Here is a 16,490-nt window from a genome sequence, read left to right as displayed (position 1 = left end):
AAAAGGAGTGTTGAACATGAATAGCGCAACGAATCAAGCTACCTCTAAAACAGAAACTACAAAAGGAAAAGGTGAATTAAGACGCGGTCTAAAATCTCGGCACCTTACGATGATTTCTCTCGGCGGTACAATTGGTACCGGACTATTTCTTGCCAGCGGTGGTGTCATCCATTCAGCTGGACCTGGTGGCGCATTAATTGCATACGCCGCAATTGGAATTATGGTTTACTTTTTAATGACAAGCCTAGCTGAACTCGCAGCTTACATGCCTGTTACTGGATCTTTTAGCACGTACGCAACAAAATTTGTTGATCCATCACTTGGCTTTGCACTCGGATGGAACTATTGGTATAACTGGGCAATTACTATCGCTGCTGAACTAGCGGCGGTAACATTAATTATGAAATTTTGGTTTCCTGATACCCCTTCTCTTATTTGGAGCGGATTATGTTTAGCTATTATTTTCCTTTTAAACTACTTATCTGTTAAAGGGTTTGGTGAATCTGAATATTGGTTCGCACTTATTAAAGTAGTTACTATTATTATCTTTTTAATTGTCGGTTTCATGATGATTTTCGGAATTATGGGCGGCGAAACTGTTGGCTTCAAAAACTTCACTGTTGCAGATGCACCATTTAATGGCGGCATCATGGCAATTATCGGTGTATTTATGGCAGCTGGTTTCTCATTCCAAGGTACTGAATTATTAGGTGTAGCTGCTGGTGAAACATCTGATCCAGAGCGTAATATTCCGAAAGCAATTCGTTCGATCTTTTGGCGTATCCTTTTATTCTATATCCTTGCGATTCTCGTTATCGGTTTATTAATTCCTTATACAACCGAAAGTCTTGCCGCAAGTGATGTAACAGTAAGTCCATTTACACTTATTTTTGAAAAAGCGGGCGTTGCCTTCGCTGCTTCTGTTATGAACGCTGTTATTTTAACGGCAGTGCTGTCTGCTGGTAACTCTGGTATGTATGCTTCAACTCGTATGCTTTGGGATTTAGCTCGCCAAGGAAAAGCACCAAAATTCTTAGGAAAATTAGATAGCCGCGGTGTACCTGTTAACGCATTAATCGTAACATCAATTGTCGGTAGTATCGCTTTCATTGCTTCTCTATTCGGTGACGGTGTTGTATACATTTGGTTATTAAATGCATCAGGAATGTCTGGCTTTATCGCTTGGGTTGGAATCGCAATTAGTCATTACCGTTTCCGTAAAGCATATATTGCACAAGGAAAAGATTTAAATGACTTACCTTATAGAGCAAAATGGTTCCCGTTCGGACCAATTTTCGCATTTACACTTTGTATCATCGTAATTTTAGGACAAAACTACGGCGCATTTATGGGTGAGTCAATCGACTGGAACGGCGTACTCGTTTCTTACATCGGTTTACCACTCTTCTTAGTACTATGGTTAGGATATAAATTTACGAAAAAAACAAAAGTGATTCCACTTGATAAATGTGAACTAAAATAAAGTGAAACTTTAATCCGTGGGGGTTTTCTTCATCCCCCACGGATTATTAGTTGAACCAATCGGACTTTTATGGACAGTTGATCCCCCACCTAACTTCTTTTCTTTCGCTGCATTTTGAGGTGGGGGTCTTACTGCCCATTAAAGTCGGATAAAGTGAAACGAGCAAACTAATTTGTTTGCTCGTTTTTTATTGCAAACCTCTTTACTTCCCTATTGCCCCTGTTTTTGCAATAATAAAGGAAATATAAATAAAGGTTGGGATACAATGAACATTCGTATTACTGATGAAGCAATAGCAGCTATACATAGATTAGAACGTGAAGACAAAAAGATCATTCGCGTTAGAGGGACAATGACAAACTCTTGTAGTATTTTCGTTGATGTAGATTTAATTTGGGATACATATAATGCAGATGACGTTATATATGAAGATGCTGATTTTATCGTACAAATGGATTCATTTACGAAAGACTACACTGGTGATACAGTGAAACTTGATTATAAGACGACAGGTTTTAGTATTACGACTCCGAGTGAGACTTTAGTTTATGGATTGTCGATTAAAAAATAAAACTTGTTTTCAACTGACCACTGAGGTGAAAAAATGGGTAAATATGTTCCGCTAAAATTTTTGTTTAACGAAGAATTAGCAGAAAAAATGGCTGATTCTATTTGTAAACACGATCCTACTTTCTCTAAAAGAAACTTTGTGTCTTCCGTAACATGTAAAGTTGAAAATTTAGAGTTAAAGCAGCGTATTGAAGTAATGGCAGATGAATTACACAATGCTTTACAAAAAGATTTTAATGAAGCAATACATATATTACTGAAAACGTTAGGCCCAGAAAATACAACAGAAGTAGGCACGTTTACAAACGGATATATGTACATGCCTATCGCAAAATACGTTGAAAAATATGGGCTTAACAATTTTGAATCCTCTTTCAACGCCATGTATGAAATAACGAAAAGGAATACTGCTGAATATGCCATTCGTCCTTTTCTTGAAACATACCATGAAGACACACTAAACATATTACAAAAGTGGATTCATGATGAAAACAGCCACATTAGAAGATTAGTTTCTGAAGGTACAAGACCAAGACTTCCTTGGGCTAAAAAAATAGGAGCTCTGAAAGGTGACTTTCAGTACAATTTACAGTTTCTTGAACCATTAATGAATGACCCTTCTAAATATGTTCAAAAATCTGTAGCCAATCATATTAATGATATTACGAAAGAAGATAAAGAACTTGTTTTTCAATGGTTGCAGCAATTACGTGATAAACAGCATCCAGTTAATCCTTGGATTATAAAACATGGGTTACGAACGGTTATTAAAAATGGTAATTTGCCAAAAGATTTTTCTTTTTAAGTATTTTAAACGAAACCGCTTATGCTTCAAGAATGAAGTATAAGCGGTTTTCTCTTTCAAACATTACCCTTGTCTTAAAATATTTTGAAACATTTTCGGCTTATTTCGGTCAAAGCTTTCTATAAGTTCTTTTCCAAATATCGTTATACTCTTCTCCCAAGGGTGACCTAAATAGCCCCACTTAAAGTCCTTTTGAATAAAGAAATAGTAATCTCCATTTGGAAATACAGGTATTATCCACTCATCAAATTCATTTCTTTCAAACTCTACATGTGGATTCACCCAATAACACTCATGTTGCCAATACAGTGCCATGATATATTCATTCGATGCTGTAATTTCTTGAAAGGCTTGTAACGCTTTACTTTCCAGATCGTTTATCGACTCTCCAAAGCAATGAGAAATATCATATGTAACAAAAGGACTTGGCACCTTAAATGATGGGAATATAGAAAGACTTGGTGAAAACTTAAGTTCACTATATATCTTGTCCCAAATTTGTTCATCCTCTTTGTCCGTAAACTCTATCCAGTTTTTCATTACGCAACTACCTTCCCTAATAACTTCAAAGGAATTCCACTCAACTATCCCGAATATATAAATAACCATTCTCACAAGGAGCGAATGTATATGAATCTATTCGAACATGAAACGTAAAACCGCTTCTCTTTCATAAGAGGTCCTCCCTTTTTCCTTTCTCATCATATCATTCATTTATGAAATAGGAGGACAAATTTATGAAACGTGATCCATTATTTTTAACTTTATTAGAGAGTACAAATACAAACTTTAGTGGCTGGGATTTTTCTTTCATTTCAGAAACGGGCCGAATGAAGAGCGAGCCTTTATCATGGTCGTATGGTAGCACTGCTTATCAGCTTATGCAGCGTGCTAAATCAATGCTCGATATGGGGACTGGCGGCGGAGAGTTTTTATCTATGTTACAACCGTTCCCGTCAACTATTTATGCTACTGAGGGCTACGCTCCAAACGTGCCAATTGCTCGAAAAAAGTTAGAGCCTCTAGGGGTTACAGTCGTCGAAGTAATTGATGATACTGCTTTACCATTTCAAGATGGTCAGTTTGATTTAATCATAAATCAACATGAATCATATGCTGCCTCTGAGGTAAACAGAATCCTTGCTCCTAATGGAATATTTCTTACACAACAAGTTGGCGGCCTTGATTGCGCGGAACTTAATGAGCAGTTTAACGCACCTCTAAATAACGAATTTGCAAGTTGGTCGCTCGAAGCTGCATGCATTGAGTTAAAGGAAAATGGATTTACTATTTTAGAAGAAAAAGAAGAGTTCCCTTTTCAACGCTTTTATGACATTGGCGCTATCGTCTATTATTTAAAAGCGATTCCGTGGCAAATCCCTAATTTTACTGTTGAAAGGTATTGTGAGGAATTATATCGTATACATGAAATCATCTTACAAAAAGGTTATTTTGATGTGAAGCAACATCGTTTTCTGATTAAGGCGATTCGCAGTTAATCATGGAGCATATGAAAAAGAGATGGATCTACCATCTCTTTTTCCCCGTTTATTTTTAAAAATTTTGTGATGGTTTCTAGATTGTTAAGTACGTCCACGTCTTGCAATCACATCAGCTAATGTAATAAGTTGCTCGTGCGTTATCTTTCCGGATACCTTTTCTTTTATAATTTTTTCCATTTCCTTTGTAACAGTCATGCCTTCTATTTCTAGACTCGCTTTGGCCGCCTCGAAAGCTTTATTTAGTTCTTCCTCGTTTTTGAATGTCATAATTTGAGTTACCCCCTTCAAATCATTTTTTTACTCTTTTAATACAAGAAAGGTAATATCATCCCATTTCCTCTCTAATTGTAAAGTAGTCTTTTCAATACTTCCTCCTGTTAACAAATCATATCCTTCAATCTCAGCTACCAATTGTTTCGTTTCACTCTTTGGATTCATATCTTTGTATAAGATGTATAACTTATTACCATGTACTTGTATATCCGAAATCCATTTGTCCTCTCTAGCGATTTTTGTATTTTTGTCACTTTGTAATGAATATGTACGTATGATATTCAAATTCTCATCTAACTCTTTTATTTTTTCATCATGATTTAAAACGTACACCTTATTATCATACACCTGCACTAAAACAGGTATGAATTGCTTGTCATCTAATACCGTTTCTTTTTCCACTACTTTAGTTTTCGGGTTTATCATCATTAATTTAGAAGACAACTTTTGATTTACATTATCACTTAATGCGAGTATTAGTTTATCTTTATACTTTTGAAAAATTACTTTTTGAGGAGTTGGTGCAAAATACACATTTTCATTAGGAATTTCAAATTCGTTTGTTTTTTTATTTGTGACCAAATCTATTTCTGAAATATATACTTTATCTAGCGTTTGTGAAAATGCGTATATATGATTCTCAATAATATGCGCACCTTGAATCGTTCCCTTTAGTTCTACACTTTCTTGCCTTTTATCATTCTCTTTCCAATATACGAGTTCACTTGTATATCCTTTCTTTTCGTCTACCAGCCCAATGTTCACATCATAAAATTTATAACCTTGCTCTGCATGTATAAAATATGCCCCTGCGTTTACATCTTGTAATTCTTTAGGAATATTGATCCCTTGTACCTTACCAATCTTATTAATTACATAATGATTGTTATTTCTATTTGATGAGAAGTAGTACCCCTCCCCATCTTTTGCATTACTCATTATACTTTGGCCATCCACTTCTATTTTACTAATCTCATTTCCTTTCTTATCATATGCATATATGTAACCACCGGCTTTCATTGCATTTGAATAGGATACGAGGTAATCTACTTTTTGAATGTCTTTAAGTTCTGTATCACTTTTAGAACAGGCTACAAAAAGGAACATCGTACATATAACGATTATGGCCAATGAATTGTATTTCTGAAACATATCATCACCTCGCATATATAATGAGAGCAATCAACATACAAATGCTAATTGCTCTTTGAAATATTTTATTAACTTGAGTATGAAAGATTTTTTTTTACATATCGTTTGTTCGCATTATCATCTGTCAAAAATGAAGTTGTGTAATGAATAATATTCCCATTATCGTACGTGAATATATGCTCTAACTTATTTTCTTCTGTTAATACTATCGGTAAGTATTTTGGTAAATTGCTAACTACACCTCTATTATCCTTATTTAATATCCAATCAATTTCTTTCCATTCTAATAATCCTTCCGCCGTACTTACTGGTGTGTCCATATGTACTCCATCTGGCAGGTCAGCAAGGAATACGTACATTCCTTCACGCCCCTGAGGCTCGTCCTTACTTTTAAAAACTACATTCCCTTTATACGTTACACTTGGAAAATCTATGCCTGTTTCCTCAAGCGTTTCTCTAATTATTCCTTCATATGGTGTTTCATTGTCTTCAATTTTTCCACCAACACCATTCCACATTCCCATATTCGGCTTTTTGTTTCTATTCAATAAGAGTATTTTCTTTCCTTTTCTAATGAAACAAATTGTGTACTTATACATACGTTCATCTCCTTTCCTTTTCCCTTCATTTACAGATTTAAACTGTAACTTCCTGCAAAAAGTTTTTTATTATACAAACAATTGGTTTTTAATGAGGTATTTTGCTCAATTTTATTAAAAAACATTCTCCTTACAATTATATTTCACATAATATATTGTACAACTTTCGTTTCAGAAAGGAGTGTTCAAAATCGATAACATAAGCAGCGAATTTTTAAAACAATTTTACGATAGTCGAGTCTGGTTATATGATACACATTGGCTTGGAGTCCCCATTCTCAAACTTCCTTCTGATCTATTTTTGTATCAAGAAATGATTTACGAATTAAAACCCGACTTAATTATTGAATGTGGCACTTGTTATGGTGGTAGTGCACTATATTTAGCTTCTATATTAGATTTAATTGGAAAAGGTCACGTTCTTACTATCGATATATTTCCACAACCAAATCGTCCATCCCATGATCGCATTACGTATTTAACAGCTTCCTCTGTTTCAGTAACCGCTGTGCAAACAATATTAAGTATGCGCAAACCTAATGATGTAATTTTAGTTATTTTAGATTCTGATCATAGTAAAGAACATGTAGCAAAAGAATTGTTGCTTTATAAATCTATCGTTACTACAGGCAGTTATATTATCGTAGAAGATACATCTATTAATGGAAATCCTGTTTCTCCCGATTGGGGGCCTGGTCCAATGGAAGCAGTTGAAGAGTTTTTAGCTACAAATAACAATTTCATAATCGATGAATCTAAGCATAAGTTTTTCATATCATTTAACCCAAAAGGTTTTTTAAAGAAGGTAAAGTGAAACGTTAATAAGTGGGGTTTTGTAAATCCCCACTTATTCTATGATCTTCATTTTTGAAAAAGGATAATATACAAATTCCACTTTTCCTATTATATTATCTTCTTCAATATATCCTAAACCGTTTCGACTATCTCTACTAAGTTCACGATTATCTCCCATTACAAATAACTTATTTGGCGGGATTTTTGTCTTTTGAAAGTTATAAAACACTTGCGTATTATTGAACAAATCTTTATTTGTATACGGTTCTTCTTGTTTTTTATCATTCACATATACAGATCCATTCGTTATGTTAATTACGTCACCAGGAAGTCCTATTACTCGTTTCACATAATATTTTGATTCATCCTCTTCCTTTATAATGACAATTTCTCCATGCTCTAAATCGGAAAAGTGTACGGCTGCTTTATTTACAAATACGTAGTCTTCTTCATATAAAGTCGGTTGCATCGATTTCCCTTCCACTTTACATAAAGTAAAAGAATGATAAGCTATTACCAAAACAAACACGAAGAGTATGTATTTCCCCCAACCTCTCTTAATCTCCTGTTTCATATCCATTCCCACCTTATTCAAACGCTTTTTAAATCAAAAATATATCACTGCACCATATGTCTCAATGCAGTGATATTATTTTTACTGGGCCTTGTTCGGCTGCTCTACTGGGACTGGATTTCCACCCGATCTTTTCGTTTTCAATTCAAAATACGCATCCAAAATCTCTTTACCAATCGCGGAATTAATTCCTGATTTGTCATCATTTACCCATGGTACAACAACTGAAAAAGCTACTTCTGGATCAGCATCATATGGTGCATAACCGGCAAGAGTTAAATTATAACATTTTTTTCTATTATTGTTTTCATCTCTTCCAATTTCACTTTCTCCACCATACACGGTTTCAGCTGTTCCTGTTTTTCCAGCTGGTTTATATGGTAATCCTTTAAACGTTGCAGTACCAGTTCCATCATTCTCTTGAAAAACTCTTCTAAATCCTTCTTTTACATGATTAATGTATGAGGTGTTCATATCCACTCGATTTAAAATAACTGGCTCAATAGACCGAATAACTTTTCCAACATCCTCTGGTCTATGTGGTTGCTCTCTCACTTCTTGCACAATTTGCGGTTTCATTCGGTAACCACCGTTTGCAATGGTTGAAATATATTGAGCAAGTTGAAGCGGCGTATATGTATCGTATTGTCCAATCGCATAATCGAGTAAAAAACCAGGTATGTTATCTGTTCTCCCCATTTGACCAATCGATTCATTCGGCAAATCAATACCAGTCGGTACACCTAAGCCAAACTGTCTAAAATAGTAACGCATTTTATTAAATGTCTCTTGTTTAATGTCTAATGGATTGTTTGGCACATAATTTATACCTGCCATTTTTAAAGCCGTGTTAAACATATAAACGTTTGATGAAACTTGTAAAGCTCTTAAATCATCAATATCACCAAATTCTTTCCACGATTTCTTCGGCTTGGAGCTTCCTTTAAAATACATTGGTGCATCAAAGAAATGCGTATACGGCTTAATTGTGTCAGTTTGATAACCGGCTAATAATGTAGCCCCTTTCACAGTTGACCCTAACTCATAAGAACTTGTCATCGTTCCTAAAGCGTAGTCTTCTATTTGCATCCCGCCATCTTTATTTACAATTTTCTTTCCTGCCATCGATAAAATTTGACCGTTTTTCGGGTTCATCATTACAACGAATGCACGATCCATCATCGGCTCTGCAGAATGAAATGCTCGTAAATTCTTTTCAAGACTTTGCTCTACTTTTTTCTGTAATTCCATATCCACTGTTAACATTAAATTATTTCCACTTTTTCCTTCGGTTACTTTTTCATTTCGAATCACATTTCCTGTTTTATCTGTAATACTTCTAGTCTGTTCTTTCGTTCCATGGAGTGCATCTTCATATTGTTTTTCAATGTAACTCTTACCAATACGATCATTTCTGTTATAATCACGTACTAAGTAATAATCTAATTGTTCTCTTGGCAATCCTTCATTTTCAGTAGAAACGCTACCAAGGATAGAACGAAGTATTTTATCATTTGGATATTCACGTTCCCAGTCTACTGTCGTATCTACTCCAGGCAAGCTTGCCAATCTTTCACTTACGACTGCATATTCATTTTGACTTACATCTTTTTTAACGATTTGCGGCGTCATTTTATATCCCGCATTCATTTTGCTTTTAATTGCTAATACTTCTAAATCCTCTTTTGAAAGTTCGCTTAATTCTTCTTGTGTAATTCTTTCCCTACGTAACTCTTCAACTTTTTTATCTAATTCTTTCCCTTCTATCTCCTGCTTCCTAAATTTACTCTCATCTTCTTTCGTTACTTTTTCTGCTGCCCGCTTTTCATTTAACTGCATCCAAAAATCCTTTTTGTCTGTTTCTGTTAACTTGTCTATATCCTCTGGCGACATTTCAATTAACTGTGCTAATTGTCTTGCTACTTGTAAAACTTCTTTCGAATCTACTCCTTTCATTTTCGTATATGTAACAGTTCGTAGTGGTTTGTTATTTACAATCACCTGACCTTGTCGATCAAACATTTTCCCTCTAGGAACAGGTGTACTTACCGTTACGTCTTCCTTTTTGTTCACTTCATTTCTATACGTTTCTCCATCAATGATTTGCACTTTACCTAATTGAATTATAATAGCTGAAAATAAAAGAAAGACGATAAAAAATAGTACATTTAACCGAAAAGGAATATGAGTCTTTTTCTTTTTCGATTGTTTCTTCTGCTCCTTTTTCTGTCTCATTTCGCTCCCTCGCTTCATTCTATTAACATTTCTACGTAGAACCATTATGTATCAAATTTATTTATATGATATATATAGAATTTTATATTAATTATAAAAGAAATAAAAGATTTAATTTTCAGTTTTTTAATTTCACATCCTATTTATTACCATTCCCTTATTAAGGAATAACATGAATGTTATTCTAAAAGAAAGGTTGTATACTTAAGAAATAAATCAATAAAAGACATTACTAAGGAGAAAATGAAATGACAGATTCATTTACAATACATACTAATACATCATTTTGTTTAAACTTTATGATTTACATTCAAAATATGTATCTTAACCAAAAAGAGAAAAAGGAAAATTTGAGATTTCCTTACATAGCAAAACAAGTAAATTTCTCTACTGACTTTGAAGATCATTTCAAGGAATTATGGCATATACTTCGTAAACAAATTGCTAACGACCGATATGATTTACAAATTTTTTATGAGGAAAATAATATCTTCTATGAGAAGCTTTTTGAAACTCAATTATGTAATGAGGAATCCTTTAAAGAATTACTGTGTAGTTTTAAAGTATGGTGGACTAGCATAGCAGGTCAGCATTCATTAGAATGTTCTGTAAGTGGGTATAGTACGCAACTTTATAATGATTTAGTTTTATACTTAAAGCAAAACGAAATAGAACCTTTACAACAGCTACATATTAGTTTACTTTATGACGACTGTGTATTCGTTAAAGAAAACATTTCTTCCTATTCTGCTATTTTGCCAACCAAAACATTTTTTATAGGTTATAGAGATGTGGTTGCTACATTATTAAAATGTTTTAAACAGTGATTACCCAAATAAAAAACTGAGGTGAATACCTCAGTTTTTTCGATAACTTATTTTATTGAAGATACCCCTTCAACAAACGCACCAATCTTATTTTGAAAAACAAAATCAAAGTTATACTCTTGTCCTGTTAATTCTTCATTTACTAAAATGGTTGTTGCTCCTACTTCTCTCTTTGCGATTTGTGGGAATGAAGCGACAGGTTGTACTTTTAATGACGTTCCCATAACGATAAGCACATCTGTTTCATATAAACGTTTTATCGCATTTTGATATTGCGGCAATGTATCTCCGTATAAAACAACGTCTGGATTTAAAATGAAATTACACTTCTCGCAGCGCGGCACTTCATGATCTATCATATACTGCAAATCATACCCCGTTTTACACTTCGGACAATGTGCAGTTTGCAGTGTTCCATGTAAATCAATAACATGTTTACTACCACCTAATTGATGTAAACCGTCAATATTTTGCGTTAAAATCGTAATATCTTTCCCTTGCTCTTCTAGCTCTGCTAAAAAACGATGACCACGATTTGGCTTATATTGATGAAACGTATTGATTTGAAATATTTCTTTATAATGCTTCCAAAATTCTTTCGGACTTCTATTATAATATCCTCTTGATAAATACATCTCCACATTCGCATCAGCATACAATCCATTTGCTGAACGGAAATCGGGAATACCACTTTCCGTACTTGCACCAGCTCCTGTTAATACTGTAATTTTCTTCGCTTTTTCTAAAATCAAACGTACTTCTTCAAATTGTTGCACAAAAATCACCTCTATGTATATTGCTATACTTATTATACCAGTTGTTTACAGGAGGTGTCGTACAATTCATTCTACTTAATGCGTCGCACCCCCAATTTCCACTATATCGACCTCAACTGTCGCCGTTACCTCTACTGCCAATTCTATCCCTTTACGAATAGTAGAAAGTGACATACTTGCTTGGCCTGGATAATTACTCGCTTGTTCTGGCAAGAACGGAATATGAACAAATCCGCCTTTTATTTTCTTATCTTGTTTCTCTAGTTCATGCATGAGTCCGTAGAATAAATGATTACAAACGAATGTACCTGCTGTTTGTGAAACGGAAGCTGGTATGCCTTCTTCTTGAAGTCTTTTTACAATTGCTTTCATCGGAAGTGTAGACCAATAGGCAGCCGGTCCTTCTTCTACAACCGGTACATCTACCGGTTGATTCCCTTCATTGTCAGCAATTCTTGCATCATCAACGTTAATTGCGACACGCTCTATCGTAATATCTGGTCTGCCCCCAGCTTGTCCGATACATATAATCATTTCAGGGTTTAGTTCTTCTATATACTCTTTTAATACGCTGATTGATTTTTGAAATACAGTTGGTACTTGTTTACTAATAATCTTGTATCCTCCCACTGTTTTTTCATGTAAACTTTTTGCGACTTCCCAAGCCGGATTGATGCTTTCTCCGCCGAATGGATCAAATCCTGTTAGTAATACTGTTTTCATAGTTTCCCTCCTAATTAGAAACGATATACAAGGCCGTACATAATAAACATATTGATAATAAAGATGGAAAGAGCAATTGGTACTTGCGCTTTAATAACTGCATTTTTATCTTTTAGCTCTAAAAGCATTGCCGGAACGATATTAAAGTTTGCTGCCATTGGAGTAAGCAATGTTCCACAATATCCAGCAAACATACCAAGAGCGGCCATAATTGCTGGGTTTCCGCCGTGCATTTGTACAATTAAAGGTAAACCAATTCCGCCAGTAATAACGGCAAACGCTGCGAATGCATTTCCCATTACGACTGTGAAAAGCATCATTCCTAAACAATACGCCATAACAGCAACGAACGGATACTCTGTCGGTAACACTTGTCCGACTAAATCAGAAACGACTTGTCCAACGCCAGACTTCGCGAAAATACCGCCAAGTGCCGCTAACATTTGTGGTAAAATAACAGCCCAGCCTACAGCTTGTAATAGTCTGCTTCCTTCTTGTACAGGCGTTGTTATTTTCGATTTTGTAATACGCATTGCCGCAACGAATGCAAGTAATGCTCCTAAGGCTAATGCTACTAGCGTTACTTTGTCTGGATCAACAAGGGAGACATTTCCCCATTTCATTTTCCCTAACGTTAACGTACCGATAATTGTAAAAATAGGAATTAATAGTGCAGGCATAAAGATTTTATTTTTTAATTTCTCAGCATGTTTCACACGTTCTTGAACTGGTACTTCTTTCTCCTGAGATTTTGTTACTTTATTCATTGACGCTAACACGACCATAGCGAGCACGATACAGCCAACGTAAAACGAAGGAATTACATTTCCGAATAAAAATGTAACTGCAAACAATGCCCAAAATAGACTAGAACCAAATCGATTTGGATGCTCACGATCAAACGCGATACGAACAGCGATAAAGGCAACAATTATACCTAATACGTAATAGATTGTATCCATTGTAATAATATTCATCTTATATTGCCTCCTTCTCTTCTTTTTCTTTTGCTGTCATCGTTTTCGCTATATATTTATCAAATCTTCTAAATCTGATCCAGCTTACGATAAGGGCCGATATTGCAGTTGGAATACCCCAAAGTGCCATATCCCATACACCGACATGCATACCTACTGAATCGAAGAATCCTTTCATTAATAAAATGGCACCAGTTGCGATAAAAATGTCTTCTCCGAAAAACCAAGCAGTATTTTCCGCAGCGGCTGCATTCGCTTTAATCTTTTCTCTTAACTTCTCAGGAAGCTTACCGTATTTACCTTGCGCAGCCCCTTCTGCCATAGGTGCAACGAGCGGTCTTACTGTTTGTGCATGACCACCAATATTAAGACCTAGTGCTGCTGATGATTCTCTTATCGTAAAATATGACATTAATACTCTTCCAGTTGTTGCACCTTTTGATTTCGTTATAAGTGCTTCTGCTCTTTCTTTCAAACCGTAACGCTCTAAAATTCCGATTACCGGCAAAGTTAATATGATAGGCATAGACATATATCTATTTTCTATGAAAAATTTACCGAACATGCTGATTACATCATAAAAGCTTAATCCCGAAACCATCCCCGTAACAATACCTGCAACCATAACGACTAAAAGTGTATTCAATCTAAATAAAAAGCCCACCGCAACAAGTAATATCCCGATTAATTTCACCAATTCCAACACTTCCCCTCATTATTTTATTTCGGTGCGCATATAGAAATCTCATTATTTTCGAATGTTCTGTATATTTTGTTCGCAAATTGTACAGCTTTCTCTCCATCACCATGTAAACAGATCGTCTGCGCCTGAACTGCTACTTTCTCACCATTCACCGAATTTACATAACCTTCTTTCACCATTTGAAGCACTTGCTCTATCGCTTTATCTTCATTTTTTATAAGCGCATTTTCTTCCGTACGACTCGTTAATGTGCCATCTTGCTTATACGTACGATCTGCAAAAGCTTCTTGTACGAGAGTTATATTGTATTTTTCCGCAGCCTGTATAAACGCCTCGCTATTTGCTAATCCGTAAAGTAATAGACTTGGATTCATATGATATATTGCCTTTGCGATTGCATCTGCAATTTCCGGATTAGTTGCCGCCATATTATAAAGAGCACCGTGTGGTTTCACATGAAGCATCTTCCCGCCAGCTGCTTTTACAAAAGCGTCTAATGCACCAATTTGATATAAAACATAATCGTATACTTCACTTGCTGAAACGTTCATGTTCCTTCTACCAAATCCAATTAAATCAGGAAATCCTGGGTGTGCCCCTATCGCTACGTTATGCTGCATTGCCTTTTCAATCGTTTGCCGCATAACGGACGGATCACCCGCATGAAAACCACATGCAACGTTTATAGAGGAAATGAACGGAAGAATTTCATCATCATTCCCCATTTTATAAGCGCCAAAACTTTCTCCTAAATCACAGTTTAAATCAATTGTAGTCACAATGTTTTCCTCCTAATTTCGACTTCGTAAAGCGATGAATTTTTTTAATAGATTCATATTTACTTCTTGTTCTATGTACAATTGTTCCGCTTCTTCCAGCGTAATATTCTCAAACGATACATAGTCCCCTGGTTTTAACTGAGCAAGAAGAGGTAAATCTACTGAAATGATATTTCCCATTCTCGGATAGCCACCTGTCGTTTGCCTATCTGCCATTAATATAATCGGCTGTCCACCATTAGGAACTTGAATGGTTCCAAATGTAACAGGACTCGATAAAATCTCTTTTTCTTCCATCCTATTTAATACTTCTCCCTCAACCCTATAGCCCATACGGTCAGTATAATTAGATACTTTATACTCTTTCGTAAAAAATGCCTTTCTACTTTCTTCTGTAAATTGATCATATTCAAAGTCAGCTATGACACGAAGCTTAGGATGTTTCTTATACTTTGGTAGTACGCTGTTGCTAATTGCCCATTTCGTTTTTATTCTCTCATCTTTTTGTAAGTCTTGAATGAAACGATTCGCCATTTCTGGTTGTACACCAATTTGGAAGTAGTCACCCTTTTTCAACATTCTTCCTTCTATACCTCCAATCGCAGCACGTATGTAAGTACTTTTGCTTCCCATCGTACGATCAATATGGATACCACCTGCAAAAGTTACATACGCTCTGCAACCACTTTTCACTTTTCCAAAGCAAAGCATGCTACCTTCTTCTGCTAAAATGGGACGCCACAATGGAATACGTTCCCCATTCAATAACGGTTCCATATCCGCTCCACCAATCGCAAGTAAAGTCGTTTTCTTTATTAACAATTTCGGTCCCATAATCGTCATTTCGAGTCCCGCTTCATTTTCTTCATTACCAACTAACATATTGATCATCCGAAGTGCACTTTGATCCATAGCCCCGCCAACAGGTACGCCGTATTGTTGGTAATGAGACCGCCCTAAATCTTGGACTGTTGTAAACATACCTGCATGCAAAACTTCTACATCCATTCTTTAGCCCCCTCAAGTGATACGTACTCTTCCTTCGTTATTGGGATAAATCGTAAATACATACCGCTTTGAATAAAGGTCGGTGTTTCTTCTTCCGGATTAAATAAGGAGATTGGTGTTCGGCCAATAATATTCCATCCACCCGGTGTTTCAAGCGGATAAATACCTGTTTGATTTCCGCCAATCCCTACCGAACCAGGAGAGATTTGTAACCGCGGTATTCCTTTTCTAGGTGTTTCTAGTTCTTTTGATAGTCCTCCTAAATACGGGAACCCTGGTGTAAAGCCTAACATATACACAAAATACGTTGTTTCACTATGTATGCGAATGACATCTTCTACTTGTAAACCGTGATAATGTGCCACCTCTTCTAAATCAGGTCCATATTCTCCCCCGTAGCAAACGGGTATAGAAATATGTTTCACATCTCGTTTCAGCTCTTCCTTATACGTATCTAACATTCTAGCTATGTATTGGCATACGTAATCATACGGTCTTATCTTTCTATCATTTCCCTTCCATACTTCATACAAATTATAGTAAACGGCCAATGAAGTAAATGACGGAACGCATTCAATCATTCCTGTAAACGGATGTTGCTGCAACACTTGAAATAGTCGTTGTACTTTTTCGTATACATCCATCCCGATTTCTTCACCAAATGTAACAATAATTGCTTGATCCCCTAACGCAGAAAATTTCATCCTAC

The 16,490-nt window shown here is 35.6% G+C and carries 19 protein-coding genes; 6 read left to right on the top strand and 13 right to left on the bottom strand.

Annotation, left to right across the window (positions count from 1 at the left end; translation table 11 throughout):
- Positions 1-16: 16 nt before the first annotated feature.
- The 3 genes from MR070_RS11670 (at position 17) to MR070_RS11660 (ending at position 2,858) form a co-directional block, all read left to right on the top strand.
- Positions 17-1,483: an amino acid permease gene (locus MR070_RS11670; RefSeq protein WP_139865997.1), complete on the top strand. Its 1,467-nt coding sequence runs from the start codon at positions 17-19 to the stop codon at positions 1,481-1,483.
- A gap of 265 nt (positions 1,484-1,748) precedes the next feature.
- Complete coding sequence (locus MR070_RS11665; protein WP_044792978.1) at positions 1,749-2,054, top strand: iron-sulfur cluster biosynthesis family protein; 306 nt, start codon at positions 1,749-1,751, stop codon at positions 2,052-2,054.
- A gap of 33 nt (positions 2,055-2,087) precedes the next feature.
- Positions 2,088-2,858, top strand: a complete 771-nt coding sequence (locus MR070_RS11660; protein WP_242261322.1) for a DNA alkylation repair protein — start codon at positions 2,088-2,090, stop codon at positions 2,856-2,858.
- A gap of 63 nt (positions 2,859-2,921) precedes the next feature.
- On the opposite strand, the gene MR070_RS11655 is transcribed toward MR070_RS11660, so the two are convergent.
- Positions 2,922-3,398, bottom strand: a complete 477-nt coding sequence (locus MR070_RS11655; RefSeq protein WP_242261321.1) for a DUF2716 domain-containing protein — start codon at positions 3,396-3,398, stop codon at positions 2,922-2,924.
- A 197-nt stretch (positions 3,399-3,595) separates the two neighbouring features.
- On the opposite strand from MR070_RS11655, the gene MR070_RS11650 reads away from it, so the two are divergent.
- Positions 3,596-4,357: a class I SAM-dependent methyltransferase gene (locus MR070_RS11650; protein WP_000817607.1), complete on the top strand. Its 762-nt coding sequence runs from the start codon at positions 3,596-3,598 to the stop codon at positions 4,355-4,357.
- Positions 4,358-4,441: 84 nt separating this feature from the next.
- Here the strand turns inward: MR070_RS11650 and MR070_RS11645 are convergent, their stop codons facing one another.
- From MR070_RS11645 to MR070_RS11635, 3 genes are all read right to left on the bottom strand, one after another.
- Positions 4,442-4,627 carry an antitoxin VbhA family protein gene (locus MR070_RS11645; protein ID WP_000143190.1) on the bottom strand — a complete coding sequence of 62 codons (186 nt, stop codon included), beginning with the start codon at positions 4,625-4,627 and terminating at the stop codon, positions 4,442-4,444.
- A 30-nt stretch (positions 4,628-4,657) separates the two neighbouring features.
- Positions 4,658-5,785 (bottom strand): hypothetical protein, encoded by a 1,128-nt coding sequence (locus MR070_RS11640; RefSeq protein WP_242261320.1) that lies wholly within the window; start codon positions 5,783-5,785, stop codon positions 4,658-4,660.
- Positions 5,786-5,853: 68 nt separating this feature from the next.
- Positions 5,854-6,384 carry an NUDIX hydrolase gene (locus tag MR070_RS11635; RefSeq protein ID WP_000280172.1) on the bottom strand — a complete coding sequence of 177 codons (531 nt, stop codon included), beginning with the start codon at positions 6,382-6,384 and terminating at the stop codon, positions 5,854-5,856.
- Between the two features lie 181 nt (positions 6,385-6,565).
- On the opposite strand from MR070_RS11635, the gene MR070_RS11630 reads away from it, so the two are divergent.
- The gene (locus MR070_RS11630) at positions 6,566-7,198 is read left to right on the top strand and encodes a CmcI family methyltransferase (RefSeq protein ID WP_014481705.1); all 633 of its coding nucleotides are present in this window, start codon (positions 6,566-6,568) and stop codon (positions 7,196-7,198) included.
- Between the two features lie 33 nt (positions 7,199-7,231).
- Here MR070_RS11630 and lepB read toward each other — a convergent pair whose 3' ends face one another.
- Both lepB and MR070_RS11620 read right to left on the bottom strand, forming a co-directional pair.
- Positions 7,232-7,753, bottom strand: a complete 522-nt coding sequence (lepB, locus tag MR070_RS11625) for a signal peptidase I (RefSeq protein WP_000806877.1) — start codon at positions 7,751-7,753, stop codon at positions 7,232-7,234.
- A gap of 81 nt (positions 7,754-7,834) precedes the next feature.
- The gene (locus tag MR070_RS11620; protein ID WP_001249214.1) at positions 7,835-9,988 is read right to left on the bottom strand and encodes a peptidoglycan D,D-transpeptidase FtsI family protein; all 2,154 of its coding nucleotides are present in this window, start codon (positions 9,986-9,988) and stop codon (positions 7,835-7,837) included.
- 248 nt (positions 9,989-10,236) lie between these two features.
- Here MR070_RS11620 and MR070_RS11615 point away from each other — a divergent pair, with 248 nt between their 5' ends.
- Positions 10,237-10,815: a hypothetical protein gene (locus MR070_RS11615; protein ID WP_000132287.1), complete on the top strand. Its 579-nt coding sequence runs from the start codon at positions 10,237-10,239 to the stop codon at positions 10,813-10,815.
- Between the two features lie 47 nt (positions 10,816-10,862).
- On the opposite strand, the gene MR070_RS11610 is transcribed toward MR070_RS11615, so the two are convergent.
- From MR070_RS11610 to pxpB, 7 genes are all read right to left on the bottom strand, one after another.
- Positions 10,863-11,591 (bottom strand): NAD-dependent protein deacylase, encoded by a 729-nt coding sequence (locus MR070_RS11610; RefSeq protein WP_001183780.1) that lies wholly within the window; start codon positions 11,589-11,591, stop codon positions 10,863-10,865.
- A 75-nt stretch (positions 11,592-11,666) separates the two neighbouring features.
- Positions 11,667-12,314, bottom strand: coding sequence for a pyroglutamyl-peptidase I (gene pcp, locus MR070_RS11605; RefSeq protein ID WP_242261319.1), 648 nt, complete (start codon positions 12,312-12,314; stop codon positions 11,667-11,669).
- Between the two features lie 14 nt (positions 12,315-12,328).
- Positions 12,329-13,291, bottom strand: a complete 963-nt coding sequence (locus tag MR070_RS11600; protein WP_242261318.1) for a DUF979 domain-containing protein — start codon at positions 13,289-13,291, stop codon at positions 12,329-12,331.
- 1 nt (position 13,292) lies between these two features.
- Entirely contained in the window at positions 13,293-13,988 is a 696-nt protein-coding gene (locus MR070_RS11595; RefSeq protein WP_000239802.1) for a DUF969 domain-containing protein, read from the bottom strand.
- A gap of 23 nt (positions 13,989-14,011) precedes the next feature.
- Entirely contained in the window at positions 14,012-14,773 is a 762-nt protein-coding gene (gene pxpA, locus MR070_RS11590) for a 5-oxoprolinase subunit PxpA (protein ID WP_242261317.1), read from the bottom strand.
- Positions 14,774-14,785: 12 nt separating this feature from the next.
- Positions 14,786-15,781, bottom strand: a complete 996-nt coding sequence (locus tag MR070_RS11585) for a 5-oxoprolinase subunit C family protein (RefSeq protein WP_242261316.1) — start codon at positions 15,779-15,781, stop codon at positions 14,786-14,788.
- The gene (gene pxpB / locus MR070_RS11580) at positions 15,772-16,485 is read right to left on the bottom strand and encodes a 5-oxoprolinase subunit PxpB (protein ID WP_000672258.1); all 714 of its coding nucleotides are present in this window, start codon (positions 16,483-16,485) and stop codon (positions 15,772-15,774) included. The genes MR070_RS11585 and pxpB overlap by 10 nt, the downstream gene beginning before the upstream one ends.
- Positions 16,486-16,490: the final 5 nt, after the last annotated feature.

Source organism: Bacillus cereus group sp. BfR-BA-01453, assembly GCF_022662915.1.
In the GTDB taxonomy this organism is placed as follows: domain Bacteria; phylum Bacillota; class Bacilli; order Bacillales; family Bacillaceae_G; genus Bacillus_A; species Bacillus_A paranthracis.
The sequence above is the reverse complement of the archived record's forward strand: the minus strand, read 5'-3'. Positions and strand labels throughout refer to the sequence as shown.